The sequence below is a fragment of the Rhodanobacter sp. UC4443_H10 genome, from assembly GCF_052978325.1.
On the sequence record NZ_CM129668.1, the window covers coordinates 267,010 to 281,434 of the forward strand.

Annotated in this window: 18 protein-coding genes; 13 read left to right on the plus strand and 5 right to left on the minus strand. The window is 66.3% G+C overall.

The features are described 5' to 3' along the window. Positions 1 to 62 precede the first annotated feature (62 nt). A complete protein-coding gene (locus tag ACVCMB_RS01145; protein ID WP_395117581.1) occupies positions 63 to 665 on the minus strand; it encodes a GNAT family N-acetyltransferase in 603 nt (200 codons plus the stop codon). Between the two features lie 200 nt (positions 666 to 865). Here ACVCMB_RS01145 and ACVCMB_RS01150 point away from each other — a divergent pair, with 200 nt between their 5' ends. Both ACVCMB_RS01150 and ACVCMB_RS01155 read left to right on the plus strand, forming a co-directional pair. Then, the gene (locus ACVCMB_RS01150; protein ID WP_447105920.1) at positions 866 to 1,267 is read left to right on the plus strand and encodes an MmcQ/YjbR family DNA-binding protein; all 402 of its coding nucleotides are present in this window, start codon (positions 866 to 868) and stop codon (positions 1,265 to 1,267) included. Beyond that, entirely contained in the window at positions 1,264 to 1,665 is a 402-nt protein-coding gene (locus ACVCMB_RS01155; RefSeq protein WP_447099210.1) for a VOC family protein, read from the plus strand. Before ACVCMB_RS01150 ends, ACVCMB_RS01155 begins: the two co-directional genes overlap by 4 nt. Before the next feature lie 117 nt (positions 1,666 to 1,782). On the opposite strand, the gene ACVCMB_RS01160 is transcribed toward ACVCMB_RS01155, so the two are convergent. After that, entirely contained in the window at positions 1,783 to 2,322 is a 540-nt protein-coding gene (locus tag ACVCMB_RS01160; protein WP_447105921.1) for a DUF2058 domain-containing protein, read from the minus strand. A gap of 332 nt (positions 2,323 to 2,654) precedes the next feature. On the opposite strand from ACVCMB_RS01160, the gene ACVCMB_RS01165 reads away from it, so the two are divergent. The 4 genes from ACVCMB_RS01165 (at position 2,655) to ACVCMB_RS01180 (ending at position 5,917) form a co-directional block, all read left to right on the plus strand. Further along, positions 2,655 to 3,074, plus strand: a complete 420-nt coding sequence (locus ACVCMB_RS01165; RefSeq protein ID WP_447105922.1) for a GntR family transcriptional regulator — start codon at positions 2,655 to 2,657, stop codon at positions 3,072 to 3,074. Next, entirely contained in the window at positions 3,071 to 3,955 is an 885-nt protein-coding gene (locus ACVCMB_RS01170; protein WP_447105923.1) for an ATP-binding cassette domain-containing protein, read from the plus strand. Before ACVCMB_RS01165 ends, ACVCMB_RS01170 begins: the two co-directional genes overlap by 4 nt. Then, the gene (locus ACVCMB_RS01175; RefSeq protein ID WP_447105924.1) at positions 3,952 to 4,638 is read left to right on the plus strand and encodes an ABC-2 transporter permease; all 687 of its coding nucleotides are present in this window, start codon (positions 3,952 to 3,954) and stop codon (positions 4,636 to 4,638) included. The genes ACVCMB_RS01170 and ACVCMB_RS01175 overlap by 4 nt, the downstream gene beginning before the upstream one ends. Before the next feature lie 94 nt (positions 4,639 to 4,732). Further along, the gene (locus ACVCMB_RS01180; RefSeq protein WP_447105925.1) at positions 4,733 to 5,917 is read left to right on the plus strand and encodes an acyltransferase family protein; all 1,185 of its coding nucleotides are present in this window, start codon (positions 4,733 to 4,735) and stop codon (positions 5,915 to 5,917) included. A gap of 57 nt (positions 5,918 to 5,974) precedes the next feature. Here ACVCMB_RS01180 and ACVCMB_RS01185 read toward each other — a convergent pair whose 3' ends face one another. The 3 genes from ACVCMB_RS01185 to ACVCMB_RS01195 form a co-directional block, all read right to left on the minus strand. Continuing rightward, a complete protein-coding gene (locus ACVCMB_RS01185) occupies positions 5,975 to 6,874 on the minus strand; it encodes a cation diffusion facilitator family transporter (protein WP_447105926.1) in 900 nt (299 codons plus the stop codon). Between the two features lie 131 nt (positions 6,875 to 7,005). Further along, complete coding sequence (locus ACVCMB_RS01190; protein WP_447105927.1) at positions 7,006 to 7,521, minus strand: Slp family lipoprotein; 516 nt, start codon at positions 7,519 to 7,521, stop codon at positions 7,006 to 7,008. Positions 7,522 to 7,560: 39 nt separating this feature from the next. Continuing rightward, positions 7,561 to 8,475 (minus strand): 23S rRNA (adenine(2030)-N(6))-methyltransferase RlmJ, encoded by a 915-nt coding sequence (locus ACVCMB_RS01195; RefSeq protein ID WP_447105928.1) that lies wholly within the window; start codon positions 8,473 to 8,475, stop codon positions 7,561 to 7,563. 163 nt (positions 8,476 to 8,638) lie between these two features. Here ACVCMB_RS01195 and ACVCMB_RS01200 point away from each other — a divergent pair, with 163 nt between their 5' ends. The 7 genes from ACVCMB_RS01200 to ACVCMB_RS01230 all read left to right on the plus strand — a co-directional run bounded on the left by ACVCMB_RS01200 (position 8,639) and on the right by ACVCMB_RS01230 (position 14,405). Continuing rightward, positions 8,639 to 8,974 carry a hypothetical protein gene (locus ACVCMB_RS01200; RefSeq protein WP_447105929.1) on the plus strand — a complete coding sequence of 112 codons (336 nt, stop codon included), beginning with the start codon at positions 8,639 to 8,641 and terminating at the stop codon, positions 8,972 to 8,974. 147 nt (positions 8,975 to 9,121) lie between these two features. Then, positions 9,122 to 9,469: a hypothetical protein gene (locus ACVCMB_RS01205; protein ID WP_447107200.1), complete on the plus strand. Its 348-nt coding sequence runs from the start codon at positions 9,122 to 9,124 to the stop codon at positions 9,467 to 9,469. Between the two features lie 121 nt (positions 9,470 to 9,590). Next, positions 9,591 to 11,324 carry a copper resistance system multicopper oxidase gene (locus tag ACVCMB_RS01210; RefSeq protein WP_447105930.1) on the plus strand — a complete coding sequence of 578 codons (1,734 nt, stop codon included), beginning with the start codon at positions 9,591 to 9,593 and terminating at the stop codon, positions 11,322 to 11,324. Next, a complete protein-coding gene (locus ACVCMB_RS01215) occupies positions 11,321 to 12,343 on the plus strand; it encodes a copper resistance protein B (RefSeq protein WP_447105931.1) in 1,023 nt (340 codons plus the stop codon). The genes ACVCMB_RS01210 and ACVCMB_RS01215 overlap by 4 nt, the downstream gene beginning before the upstream one ends. A gap of 9 nt (positions 12,344 to 12,352) precedes the next feature. After that, positions 12,353 to 13,444, plus strand: a complete 1,092-nt coding sequence (locus ACVCMB_RS01220) for a c-type cytochrome (protein WP_447105932.1) — start codon at positions 12,353 to 12,355, stop codon at positions 13,442 to 13,444. Positions 13,445 to 13,446: 2 nt separating this feature from the next. After that, on the plus strand, positions 13,447 to 13,899 hold the full coding sequence (locus tag ACVCMB_RS01225) for a DUF411 domain-containing protein (RefSeq protein ID WP_447105933.1): 453 nt from the start codon (positions 13,447 to 13,449) through the stop codon (positions 13,897 to 13,899). Positions 13,900 to 13,982: 83 nt separating this feature from the next. Continuing rightward, complete coding sequence (locus ACVCMB_RS01230; RefSeq protein WP_447105934.1) at positions 13,983 to 14,405, plus strand: hypothetical protein; 423 nt, start codon at positions 13,983 to 13,985, stop codon at positions 14,403 to 14,405. Positions 14,406 to 14,425 lie beyond the last annotated feature (20 nt).

Below are 14,425 nucleotides of genomic sequence, written 5' to 3' on the forward strand. Positions count from 1 at the left end.
GTCGGGCCGTGCGGGGCGGGCACCGCCCGCCGCTCCCGATCATGGCGCCGTGATGAGTTGTCCTACAGTTTCAAGGTGATCAGCATGGTGCCCGGTTCGTCGGGAATCGCGCGCTGGGTGAAGCCGAGCTCCTTGCACAGTTGCAGCATCGGCCGGTTTTCCTGCAGCACGTAGCCCCACAGTTCGTACAGGCCACGGCGCCGGCAATCGTCGACCAGCCGCTGCATCAGCAGCGCGCCGAGGCCGATGCGGCTCCAGGCATGCTCCACCAGCACGGAGAACTCGGCCGTGTCGGTGGTATCGTCGACGTAGATGCGCCCCACGCCGCGCATCTCGGCCGGGTGGAGGGATTCGTCCATCAGCACGAAGGCGGTTTCGCGCGTCGGGTCGATCCGGCACAGCTGCTGCGCCATCGGCGTGGGCAGCTCGGACATCGCGTGCAGGAAGCGGCGACGGATCTCCTCCGGCGACAGGCGGGCGAAACAGCGCTGCATCGCCGCCACGTCACCCGGTTCGATCGCCCGCAGGGTGAGCTCCCGTTCGTCCTGCGTACGCACCTTCTCGCCGGCCGCCGGCGCGAGGGCCTTGCGGGCAAAGCGCAGGCTGCTTCGCGGTGGCAGCGAGGCATGCGGCGTGGGGGAGACGAAGTCGATCGCGGGAATCATGGGCGCTCCATACTTTTGCGTATTGTGTGCAATGCAGCATGATTATGCAACGGGCAACCGCCGACAGATCATGATGATTAGGTGAGCTTTGGCGTCACTTCCGGTCATTCATGTTGCGCCACAAGATGCGCCGCAGGACAAAGACAGCGCCTGCGCAACACCCCACAATGGATGCGGATTCCCCCGGCGGAGCAGCCTGCATGACCGACCAGCCACCCCGCGGCATCACCGTGGCCCAATTGCAGCGGCTGTGCAGCCGCTGGCCCGGCGTAACGCGCGACATCAAGTGGGGCGACAACCTGGTGTTCAGCGTGGGCGGCAAGATGTTCGCCATGACCCATGCCGATGGTCGCGAGGGCGGGCGCCTGGCGTTCAAGGTGGCGGACGAGCGATTCCTCGAACTCACCGACCTGCCTGGTGTCATTCCGGCCCCGTACCTGGCGCGGATGCGCTGGGTGTCGGTCACCGAACCACGACGTTTCGCCACGGCGGAGCTGCAGGCGCTCATCCTCGACGCGTATACGCTGATCCGCGCCAGGCTCACGAAGAAACTGCAGTCCGGACTGGGCCCGCTGCCCGTGCTCAAGGCAGGCAAGCCATGAAGCAGCATCTCGGCGCACTTGCGCTGCTGGTCGCCGACTACGACGAGGCGATCGCCTGGTACACCCGCGCGCTCGGTTTCGAGCTGATCGAAGACACCGACATGGGTGGCGGCAAGCGCTGGGTGCTGCTGGCGCCGCCCGGTTCCGGCGAAACCCGCTTGCTGCTGGCCAAGGCGAAGGGTGACGAACAGACTTCCCGCATCGGCAACCAGACCGGCGGCCGCGTGTTCCTGCTGTTGCACACCGACGACTTCCAGCGCGACTGGCAGCGCATGCGCGCCGAAGGCGTGCACTTTCGCGAGGAGCCGCGGCATGAGGCCTACGGCACGGTGGCGGTGTTCGATGATCTGTACGGCAACGGCTGGGATCTGCTGGAACCGCGGCGTAACCCGCCGTAACCGTTCCCCGAGGCCACCCGAGTCCCTGCAGGAGCCCGCTGGCGCGGCGATGCCTTGAAAGCCGGGATTCGGGATTCGGGATTCGCAAAAGCAACTGCATCGCCCGCGAGCGGGCTCCTACCAGATCAAATCGTCCGGCACCTGGAACTGCTTGTAATACTCATCGTCCGCACCATTGCCGCTACCGGCTTCGCTACGCGCGTGATCAAGCACGATCGCTGTCGCATCACGCTCGTATACCTTGTCGGCCGCAACACGCGGCAGCAATTCATAACCCTGATCATGCCGCACGATCACCAGCGTGCCGCTGGCCAACTGCGCACGCAGCGCCTCGTTCACCAGCACATCCCTGATCGTGCCGCCATCGGTGAACCGATAGGCAATCTCGCCATCGCGCTTCACCTTGTGCGCCTCGACAATCTGGCGCACCTGCGCGTGCGCTTCGTTCTGCCGCAGCTGCGCATTGCGCTCCGCCGCCAGCGCACGATCGCGCTCGGCCTTCTCCGCCTGCAACCGCTCCACCTCCACCTGCTCGGCACTCGGTGCCGCCGGCCCCTTGCCCTTGTGCTTCTTCGCCTGCTCGCGCACGACCTGCGCCGCCTTGGCCTTGTTGACCAGGCCGGCCTTGAGCAGTTGTTCTTGCAGGGGGTTGCGCATGAGGCAGAGGGATCCCGGGCAGAAGTGCTAAAGAGAATTGTAGCGTGTGACCGGTATGCGACCGTCGTCAGTTTGGGTGGCGTGTGCAACTCCTCGCCTTTACGCACCTAGCCGAAAAGTCTTCGCTTCCCCGATGCGGTCGATCTTTTGCCGCCCGATGTAATGCTCGGCATCTCGTTGCTTGAGCAGCCGCCCGAGCCATCCGTGCCACATGTCCATGAAAGGCGGAAATCCGCTCCGGATGTCTTCTGCCGATGGTTGTCCGATGGAAGCTTTCCTGCCGAGTGTCCCGATGGCTTTACGGCACGGAACTTGGTGGGTATACTGTGTATATGAAGTATGCACAGATCGACCCCGAACTGTTCCTGTCGGTCAGCGACAGCACGCCGATGTACCAGCAGATCGTCAACCAGATCACCACCAAGGTGATGGCTGGTGATTGGCCGGCGGGCCAGCCGTTGCCATCGATCCGGGAGTTGGCGAGTGCCAGCCGGGTCAGCGTGATCACGGTCAAGCGCGCCTATGCGGAGCTGGGCCAGGCCGGGGTGATCGTGACGCGGCACGGCATGGGTTCGTTCGTGGCCGAATCGCGGGATTTGTCGACAACCTTGCTGCGTGCCGAGTTCACCCAGCACTTTGATGCCATGTTGGCCAGCGCCCGACGGCTTGGCCTATCCGCGGAAGATATCCGGCGACTGCTTGACGAGCAGGCCGACTGGTCCGCCGATTCCACTGAAGGATCCACACCATGACGACTGCATTCTCCCTGTCCGGAGTGACCAAACGCTACGAGAACTTCGCGCTCCGGGACATCGATCTCAGCATGCCCGAGGGGCAGGTCATGGGGCTGGTGGGAGTAAACGGCGCGGGCAAGACCACGTTGCTACGCATTCTCAGCGGGCTGGCACTGGCCGATGCGGGTGCGGTCGAGGTGCTTGGACATGCCATGCCGGCGCAACAAGTTGCCGCGAAGAAGGACTTGGGATTCGCGACGGAAGACATGCGCCTGTTCAAGACCCGGACCTTGCGCTGGCACATGGATTTCGTGCGTGCGATCTATCCGGGCTGGGACGAGGCGTACGCCACCGAGCTGCTTCGCCGCTTCGACCTGCGCGCGGAACAGACGATGACTGGGTATTCGCACGGGCAGCGCGTTAAAGCGCTGCTGATGCTCAATTTCGCCCGCCGGCCGAGGCTGCTGTTGCTCGATGAACCGACCACGGGCCTCGACCCGGTGGCGCGTGACGAGGTGCTGGAGGCGCTCGCCGATGTTCTTCGCGACGAAGCGCGCAGTGTGATCTTTTCCTCTCACAACACCAAGGACATCGAGCAGATGGCGGACACCATCACCTTCGTTCACGACGGCGCGCTGCTGGCGTCCAGGGAGAAGGAAGCATTCCTCGACGATTGGCGCCGGATCGTCTGCCTGGGAGCGTGGGTGCCGGACAAGATCGCGTGGCCCGAAATCGCCGCGGCGCGACAGAACGGTTCGATCCTGGAACTGAAGGTGCGCCAGTTCAGCGACGGATTGCTGAAACGCCTGCAGGCGAAGGGCGTGGAAATTCGCAGCACCGAGCCGATGAGCCTGGAAGATATTTTCGTCACCACCGTGCGCGCTGGAGGTGTGGCATGAATTTCTCGTCACTCAACCTGCCGGTGATCAAGCTCCTGGTGGCGAAGGACTGGCTCCTGTTCCAGAAACAACTCGCGGCCTGCGTGCTCGCCGGGATCGTGGCGCTGTGCCTGATCGGCATGGCCACCGGCTGGAGTTTCTATCTTGGCTCGCTGCTGCTGATCATCGTGCTGGTCTCTGCCTCGTGCTTCTCGATCTCCACCTCGTTGCTGGTCGAACGCAAGGAGCACACGCTGGCGTTCGTGATGAGCCTGCCGGTGACGCCGCTGGACTATTACCTGGCCAAGCTGGTCGGCAGCCTGGTCACGTTTCTCGTGCCGTTCTTGGTGATGCTCGCTGGAACGATGCTGGTGATCCTGTTCACACCGTTACCGGACGGGCTCGTCGTCTTGTCGTTGTTGATCTTCGGACACGTGCTGCTGGCGTACACCGTGTCGTTGAGCGTCGCCATGGCAGTCGAATCCGAGGGGTGGAACATTTTCGCCATGATCAGCAGCATGGTGCTGATCAATCCGTTCATCATGCTTCTGGGGCAGCTCCCGGCGATCAGCGACCACGTCAAGACCGACACCATCGTATTCGGCCCGGTCGTGGTGTCGATCCTGCTTGGCCAACTGGTGGTCGGCGTTGCGGTCCTCATCGCGACCGGCTGGGTGCATTGCCGAAAGAAATCGTTCTACTGAACTGATCCCCGTTCACGCTTAGCCCTTCGACAAGCTCAGGACAGGCGTAGCCCGCGCAGCGGGTGGAGTCGAAGCGCGGCCATGCATCATTCCGATGAATCCGTCCGACCTGTTCGGAGGTCTCGCCATGCACGACACAATGCGCTTTCATTACATGGACAACCTGCGCGCGCTGGCCATGTTGTCCGGGGTGGTTTTCCACGCCGCGCTGGCTTACAGCCCGCTCCTGCATCCGTATTTTCCCACGGCCGATCGCGCGCAATCGCCTGCCCTTGATTGGTGCATCTGGTTCTTGCACCTGTTTCGCATGCCGCTGTTCTTTCTGGTTGCGGGCTTCTTTGCGGCGATGCTCCTGCGCAAGCGTGGTATGTGCGGCATGTTCCTCAATCGCATGCGACGCATCGCATTGCCGCTGGTGATCTTTTGCCCGCTGGTGCTCGCCGCGATGAGCTACAGCACGCTGCATGCGGCGGCGAGCGTGCAGAACCCGTCACCTGTGCTGGTGATGATCAAGCAGTTCTCGTTGATGGCGAACCCACCAGCACTGCCGCCCGGTACGGGCCACCTGTGGTTCCTCTACTACCTGTTGTTCTTCTATGTCCTGATCTGGGCGGCGAAAAGCCTGGAGCTGGGGGAGGTCGGGAACCTGGTGCGTGGCCTGAACCCCGCGTGGCAGTTGGCGTTGTTACCCCTGTTGCTGGTGCCGGCGCTCGCCTCGGTGACCGCTCCGCATCCCGCACCAGAAAGCCTGTTTCCCAAGTTCTGGGCTTTCGGGTTCTATGGACCATTCTTCGCGTTCGGCTATCTGCTTTTCGGCCACGAGGCCCTGATCGAGCGCTTCCGCCGTTTCGCATCGTGGCTGCTGCTGGCAAGCCTGGGCCTGTACGGTGTGTTCTGGTATCTGCTCAAGCGGCACGTGCCCACCGCCGCGGAGCCGTCTGCGACGCTGCCCATCGCGGCAGTCGAAGCCTGCGTCAGCGTCTGGATGACCTGCGTTTGCCTCGTCGCCGGCCGATCGTTGCTGAATCGGGGCAACTGTCTGTTGCGCTACCTCTCCGACTCGTCTTATTGGGTCTATATCATCCATCTCCCGGTCCTGTTCGTCATTCAGTACCGACTGATGGACATGGAGCTGTGGTGGGGGGCGAAGTTTGCGATCTCCGTCATGGCAACGTTCGCACTTTGCCTGCTCAGCTATCACGCTCTGGTGCGCAAGACCGTTATCGGAAAACTTCTTGGCGTCCGACCACCGGTGGCGGGACCAGCCACCGGGGGGTGATGGCGCGGGCGCTTGCGACGAACAACACGTTGTCACATGGCTTTCCCTCGCCGATGATCAATCCGCGTTGTCCGGCTCGAAGAAGCTCCAGCGCACGTCGCCGAACTCGGCCTTCATCGCGGCCTCGACGGTGTTGATGGCTTCGATGAGGTTGGCGGTGGGCTGCATGCGCGCCTTCACCGCCACCATCACGTCGGCGCCCATCTGCAGGGTGATCAGGTTGAGGACTTCGGCGACTTCGGGGCGGTTCCTCAGAAAGCCCATCAGCTCGTCGCGGCGGCGCGGTTCCACGCCCTGGCCGATCAGCAGCGCCTTCACCTCGATCGCCACCAGCACGGCGACGACGATCAGGAGGGTGCCGATGGCGATGGTGCCGGCGGCGTCGAACATCAGGTTGCCGGTGAACATGGTGGCGCCGATGGCGAGGGCGGCCAGGCAGAGACCGACGAGGGCGGCCAGGTCTTCGCCGAAGATCACCAGCAGTTCGCTGGAGCGGGTTTGGCGAAACCACGTCCACAGATCCTGGTCACCGCGGGCCTTGTTCACTTCCTGCATGCAGCCGCGCATCGAGATGCCTTCGACCACGATGCCGAACACCAGCACGCCCATCGCCAGCCACGGCCACTTGAGCGGTTCGGGATTCGTGAGCTTGTGCACGCCCTCGTAGATCGAGAACATGCCGCCCACGCTGAACAACAGGATGGCGACGAGGAACGACCAGAAGTACAGCGCACGACCCCAGCCCAGCGGGAATTCGTCGGACGGTGGACGCTTGGCCTGGCGGATGCCGAGCAGCAGCAAGCCCTGGTTGCCGCAGTCGGCCAGCGAGTGCACCGCCTCGGCCATCATCGCGCCGGAGCCGGTAACCACGGCGGCGGCGAGCTTGGCCACGAAGATGGCGAAGTTCGCGCCCAGCGCGAGGAAAATGGCCTTGATCGGGTTGGCGTGGCTGGACATGCGCGGGCTCGGGCGGGAAACGGGCGGCCATTGTAATGGACGCCAGCCGGGCCTCTCCGCGAGATGGCGGCGGACGCCTGCTGCCTCCGCGGCGAGGCCGTGAGGCGGGGTGCCCGCCTCCGGACAGCGACTCAGCGGATGCCGACGCCCACGCCAAGCCCGAAGTGCACGTTGCTGCGACCCTTCTGCATTTCCTCGGCGGTCCAGACGTGGGACTGCGCCACGTCGACCAGCGGGAACAGGTAGTCAGCCTGGCCAACCTGGCCGCCGCGGGTGCCGTTGAGTTTGCCGTCGACGGTCATCAGCGCGCCGGCGGGGTAGTCGAGCGGTTCGACGTAGCCGCGCAGCACGGCGATGAAGCGGCCGTTGCCGCTGTCGTTCGCCTTCGGCCGCTGCGAGGAATCCAGCGGGTAGGCCAGCAGCTCGATTTCGCTGTGGTCCTGGAAATTGCTGACGTGCACGATGCGCCCGCCCCAGATGACTTCGTTGCCGCTGTACTGCTCGGGCGTCTGCGCCACTTGCGCGGGGGTGGCGAGCACCGCGTTGCCGGTGGTCTTGTAGATCGGCGCGGGTGCGCAGGCGGCCAGCACGAGCAAGGCGGCGGGCAGGGCGAGCCGGATCAGCAGCGGGGCGGGGCGGTGGCGCATGGTCGTGGCTCCTGGGCGGACGCGAGAGACGGGGCCAGCTTAGCGACGGTTCGGCCTGGGCGGTAGTCGCGAGGCGGGCAGGGGGCTGGGCGTATTCAGCTGGCTGCCGGCCTCGTCCAGCAGCCAGTCGAGTTTTACCGTGGCCGGACGCTCGCGCGCCAGCAGGCCGGCCAGCACGCGCAGCGGTTCGCGCAGGGCATCGTCCAGTTTCCACGGCGCGTTGAGGATGACCATGCCTGAGCCGTTGAGGCGCAGCGGCGAATCGTCCGGGTGCACCAGCAGCTCGGCGCGCAGGACGCGTTTCACCCCGCTGTGCTGCAGGCGGCGCAGGAACGGCTGTACCTGGCTGCGCAGCTTGATCGGATACCACACCGCGTAGACGCCGGTGGGCCAGCGCTGCAGCGCCGGCTTCAGGGCCTGCTCGATCAGCTTGTACTCGGCGTCCTGCGCCTCGTAAGGCGGGTCGATCAGCACCAGGCCGCGCTTCTCCTGCGGCGGCACCAGCGCCTTCAGCGCCTCGTAGCCGTCGCGCTCGTGCACGTGCACCTGAGGGTTGCCGCGGAACAGGTCGCGCAGCTTGCATGCCGCCTCGGTATGCAGTTCGCACAACTGGGCGCTGTCGCCGGGGCGCAGCAGGCGGGCGACCTGCAGCGGCGAGCCGGGGTAGCGCTTCAGGCCCTGCGCGTTGTCGGCGCTGCCCAGGATGCCGTCGCGCCAGCGACGCAGCAGCGGCGGCAGTTTCTCCGCCGGGTGCAGGCGCGCGATGCCGTCCTTGAACTCGCCGGTCTTGCCTGCCTCGAAACCGTCCAGCGGATAGTTGCCGCTGCCGGCATGGGTGTCGATATAGCAAAACGGTGCGGGCTTGGCCTGCAGCGACTCGATCAGTGCCAGCAGCACGATGTGTTTCAGGACGTCGGCAAAATTGCCGGCGTGGTAGGCATGGCGGTAGTTCATGGCGGTCACGGGAATGGGGACACCCAGTATAGAGGGCCGATGCCGTGCTCCCCCGGTGCTACGTAACCTTTCCTGCACATGGGCCGGTGCAGGCTCCGCTTGTTGCAGCGTTGCAACCGGCCGGACGCGCGGCTCCGGCCGTCCACCTGCGCGGAGAATCATCATGAAGCTCCTGCCAAGAATCATGGTTTCGACGGCCGCTGTCGGCCTTTGCCTGGCATTCGGCACGGTCAGCGCCCAGGACACCGGAGGCATGGCGCCGGCACCGGCGTCGAGCAGCATGGGCCATATGGGCGGCATGCATCACAAGATGATGCGCCACAACAAGAACGGCAGCATGCACATGATGCCGGCCACGGTGAGGTCGGTGGATGCCAAGACCGGCATCGTCGAGGCGGACGCGGGAGGCATGTCGCTACGCGTGCACTTCCCGCCGGCTTCGGTGGCCAACCTGAAAGTCGGCGACAAGATCACGCTGCACATGGGCTATACCAAGTAGTTCGTCGGGTGACCGACGAACCATGGCGGGCGCCGGACATGGGCCGATGGACCCATGTCCAGAGTTGAGACTGGCCGGCACCGACCCTATGCTGTGCCGATGAATCACCTGCTTCGCCATGCCGCACGCTTGCCGTCCCTCCGGGCGATGGCATGGTTGGCGTGGCTGATTCTCGCGCTGGCACCGGTGCATGGCATGCCGCGCGGGATGGCCGGCGACGCGCTGCGGGGCGCGCCGGCACCGTCCGTCGCGCACGCGGTCGATCATGGTCCGGATGCCATGCCGGTCGCGTCCGGCTGCTGCGCCGACCACGGCCTCGGCCAGCACGACGCGATGACGTCGGCCCATTGCGCGGCGGCGTGCGGCAGCCTGCTGCAGGCGGCCACCCTGGCTGCTCTGGTGCCGGCGGCGCCGGAACCGCTGCACGTTTCCCCTCCCTTCGCGTCCGCGCCCAGCGTCGTGCACGCGCCACCGCTGCGGCCGCCAGCCGGCTGATCCTCGTTCGCTGCGACCGTGCCTTCATGCCCGCCTGGCGGCGGGCGTGGACGGCGGCCCGTGTCGGTACCGGCCACCGGTGCCTTCCCCGAAGGAGACCTGCGTGCATCCATTTCCCCCCATGCCTGCGACCGACCTGTCGCGGCGACGTTTCGTGCAGGGCCTGGCCCTGGGCGGCGCGGCAGCCGGCCTTGGCCTGTTGCGGCCCGCAAACGCCTGGGCGCTGACCAGCCCGGGGCAGCCCACCGTGCTCAGCGGCAACGACTTTGCGCTGGACATCGTCGAGCGCACCGTCAACTTCACCGGCGCCGCGCGGCCGGCGACCACCGTCAACGGCAGCGTACCCGGCCCGCTGCTGCGCATGCGCGAGGGCAGCACGGTGAATCTGCGCGTGAGCAACCACCTGCGCGTGCCCACCTCGATCCACTGGCACGGCATCATCCTGCCGTTCCGGATGGACGGCGTACCCGGCCTCAGCTTCGACGGCATCGCGCCGGGCGAAAGCTTCCTCTACCGGTTCCAGCTGCGCCAGAGCGGCACCTACTGGTATCACTCGCACTCGGGGTTCCAGGAACAGAACGCGCTTTATGGCCCGCTGGTGATCGATCCGGCCGGCCCGGAGCGCTACCCGACCGACCGCGACTACGTGGTGATGCTCAACGACTGGACCGACGAGGACCCGGAGCGCATCTACGCCAAGCTCAAGAAGCAGGGCGACTACTACAACTTCGCCCAGCCGACCGTGCCGGATTTCTTCCACGACGTGCGCGAGAAGGGGCTGGGCCAGGCGTTGTCGGCACGCAGGATGTGGAACGAGATGCGCATGAATCCGACCGACCTCGGCGACGTCTCCGGCTACACCTACACCTACCTGATGAACGGCGCGGCGCCGGCCGGCAACTGGACCGGCATCTTCAAGCCCGGCGAAAAGATCCGGCTGCGCTTCATCAACGGCTCCTCGTCCAGCATCTTCGACGTGCGCATCCCCGGCCTGAAGATGACGGTGATCGCCGCCGACGGCCAGGACGTGCAGCCGGTGCCGGTCGACGAGTTCCGCATCTCGGCAGCCGAAACCTACGACGTGATCGTCGAGCCGCAGGAGGAGCGGGCGTACACGCTTTTCGCCCAGTCGATCGACCGCAGCGGCTATGCGCGCGGCACGCTGGCGCCGCGTGCAGGCATGGAAGCCGAGGTGCCGGCGCTTGACCGGCGCGTGTGGCTCGGCATGCAGGACATGATGGGCGCGATGTCGCACGCGGACCATGGCGGCGGTGATGCCGCGATGCCCGGCATGGACCACGGCAGCATGGATCATGGCGGCATGACCACCGCACTCGCCGTGCACCACGCCCGCAGCGAATACGGCCCCGGCGTGGACATGCGCGTCGACATGCCGCGCAGCAATCTCGACGATCCGGGCATCGGCCTGCGCGACAACGGCCGCCGCGTGCTGACCTACGCCGACCTGCACACCGTCGACGGCCCGCTCGACGCGCGCGAACCCGGCCGCGAGATCGAACTGCACCTGACCGGCAACATGGAGCGCTTCATGTGGTCGTTCGACGGCATCAAGTACTCCGACGCCAAGCCGATCCATTTCAACACCGGCGAGCGCCTGCGCATCGTGCTGGTCAACGACACCATGATGAACCATCCGATCCACCTGCATGGCATGTGGAGCGAGCTGGAGAACCCGCACGGGCAGTTCCAGGTGCGCAAGCACACCATCAACGTGCAGCCGGCACAGCGCATCACCTATGCGGTCACCGCCGACGCGCCGGGACGCTGGGCCTACCACTGCCATCTGCTCTATCACATGGAGGCGGGCATGTTCCGCGAGGTGGTGGTGGCATGAGCACGAAGCGTCGCGACACCTCGATTGTTCTGCGTCGCGCGGCGTGGCTGGCCGCGCTGCTGCTGGCCATGCCGCTGGCGGCGACGGCGCAGAGCGCACCGGCTCCGGCCAGCAGCGCGGCGCCGACGGCGGTGGACCATGGCTCGGTGCACGGGATGGATCACGGCTCCATGCATCACGGCGCGCCGACGCCCGCGCCGGCGGCATCCACCCACGTCATGCCCGGCATGGATCACACGTCGGTGCACGGCATGAGCCACGGCCAGGCGCATGGCGCGGGCACAAACACGGAGCCGGCGCAGGGCGAGCACGCGCCCGCGGACGCACGCAGCGGCGATTATTCCGACGGCATCGCCGCCAGCCCCGCGCACGCCCTGCACATGCACGGCAGCACACCCGCCGGCATGCTGCTGGTCGATCAACTGGAAGCGTTCCACGGCCGCGACGGCAACGGCCAGTCGTGGGAGGCCGAAGGCTGGTACGGCAGCGACGCGGACAAGCTGTGGCTGCGCAGCGAGGGCGAACGCAGCGGTGGCAGGGTCGACGACGGCGAGGTCGAGGCGCTGTGGAACCACGCCGTCGCCGCGTTCTGGAGCACGCAGCTGGGCGTGCGCCATGATTTCGGCGCCGGCCCGCAGCGGGAGTGGGCTGCGTTCGGTGTGCAGGGTCTGGCGCCGTACTGGTTCGAGGTCGAGGCAACCGCCTACGTCGGGCCATCCGGTCGCAGCGCGGCGCGCCTGCGTGCGGACTACGAGCTGCTGTTCACCCAGCGGCTGATCCTGCAGCCGGAGCTGGAGGTCAATCTGCACGGCAAGTCCGACCCGGCACGCGGCATCGGCAGCGGCCTCACCGATGCCAAGCTGGGCTTGCGCCTGCGCTACGAGATACGGCGCGAGTTCGCGCCGTATCTTGGCGTAGTCTGGACGCGCCGCTTCGGCACCACGGCCGATTTCGCCCGCGCTGATCATCAGGCAGTCTTCGACCGGCAGTGGGTCGCCGGCCTGCGCATCTGGTTCTGAGGAGAGCCCATGAAACGACTCATCATCACCGTCGTGATTCTCTGCGTGATCGCCGCCGCCGGCGTCGGCGCCTTCGTCTGGTCCGGCGTCTACAACATCGGCGCCGACGACCACCACACCAAACCCGTCTACGCGTTGATGCAGGCGCTGCGCGAGCGCTCGATCGAACATCACGCAAGGGACATCGTGGTGCCGAACCTCGACGATCCGCAGCTGATCCTCAACGGCGCCGGCCAGTACGCGGCCATGTGCACCGGCTGCCACCTGGCGCCGGGCATGGCCGAAAACGAGATGCGTCCCGGCCTGTACCCGCTGCCGCCCGAGCTGGCGAAATTCCGGCCCGACCCGCGCGAAGCGTTCTGGGTCATCAAGCACGGCATCAAGATGAGCGCGATGCCGGCGTGGGGCGCCACCCACGACGACGCCACGATCTGGAGCATGGTGGCGTTCCTGCAGAAACTGCCCGGCATGACGCCGGCGCAGTATCAGGACATCGTGGCCCGGGCACCGCAGGACCACGACATGGATGAAGCGGGCGGCCACAGCCACAGCCATGGCAGCGCCGCTGACGACGATGCGCATGGCGCAGCGGTGATGGAGGGCATGGCGATGGCCGGCGACGCGGGCCACAGCCACGCTGACGCGGATGGCGATGCCGACGAACACGATACCGCGCCGGCGGTCGAGGCACCGCTGTCGATGGAAGGCATGACGCCGGGCGCGGTGCCGGCGGCGGAAACGGTGGCGCGGGCCTTCCAGGCCGCGTTGCAGCGTGGCGACCGCGAAGCTGTACTCGCACTGCTGGCGCCCGAGGTCCGCGTCAGCGAAGGCGGTCACACGCAGACACGCGACGAATACATCGCCGGCCATCTGGGCGAGGACATCAAGTTCCTGAAGGCTGCGAAGCTCACGCCGGTCTCGTTCGGCTCGATGCCGATGGGCGACACCGCGATGGTCGGCAGCGAAAGCGACATCGAGGTCACGATCAAGGGCAAGCCGACCACGCTGCGCAGCCGCGAGATGCTCAAGCTCGGCAAGGACGGCGACAGCTGGAAGATCGTGTCCATCCAGTGGCAAACCACCCCGGCAACCGGAGAATGACGATGAAACGATGGTTTTCCCGCATGGGCATCAGTTTGCTGTTTGCCGTGCTGTTCGCGCCGGCGGCGATGGCCGCGAACGCGTTGGACGTGTACAGCGACCCGTCCTGCGGCTGCTGCGGCGCCTGGGTCGATTACATGCGCGCGCAGGGCTACACCGTCACCGTGCACCAGGACCAGCCGATGGCGACGGTGAAGGCGCGCTTCGGCGTGCCGCCCGGTGCGATGTCTTGTCATACCGCGGTGATCGAGGGCTACGTGGTCGAGGGGCACGTGCCGGTGGAGGACATCCGCCGTCTGCTCGCCGAGCGGCCGGACGCCATCGGCATCGCCGCGCCCGGCATGCCGATGGGTTCGCCCGGCATGGAGATGGGTGCACCCGAACGCTACGACGTGGTGCTGATCGGCCGCGACGGCTCGACCCGGGTGTATGCGACGCATGGCCCCGCCGGGTGAGCCAAGTCGGTATCGTGCTTGCAATCCGCCGACTTGACCCGCGTCAATGACCTGCCCGTTGCCGACATTACAGTGCCCGTGAGATGAAACCCGCCTTCCGCCTCCGCCCCGTCGTCCGTCGCCGCCTTGCGTGGCTGGTGGTCGTGCTGCTGCTGTGGCAGCAGGTGGCGGTGGCGGCGTATGTCTGCGTCGCCGCACCGGTGCCACCGGCCACGGCTGCGCTGGCCGTGGCGGTGCATTCCTCCCCCATGGCAATGGCCGACGATTGCGCGGACATGGCGACGCCGGTCGATCCGCTGTGCCGGCAGCATTGCCAACCCGATCATGCCACCCAGGTCGACGCTCGCACCGCCTCGGTGCCGGCCAGCGCGCTGCCTGCGCTGCCGCCGGTGCTGCCGTCCATGACGGCCGTGACGTTGCCGTCCGAGCGGGCGTTGATTCAGCGCGAGCGTTTGCGAGCGCCGCCACCGATTCCCCGCTTGTTGTTCTGCTCGCTCCTGATTTGATCTGACACGTTGCGGTATCC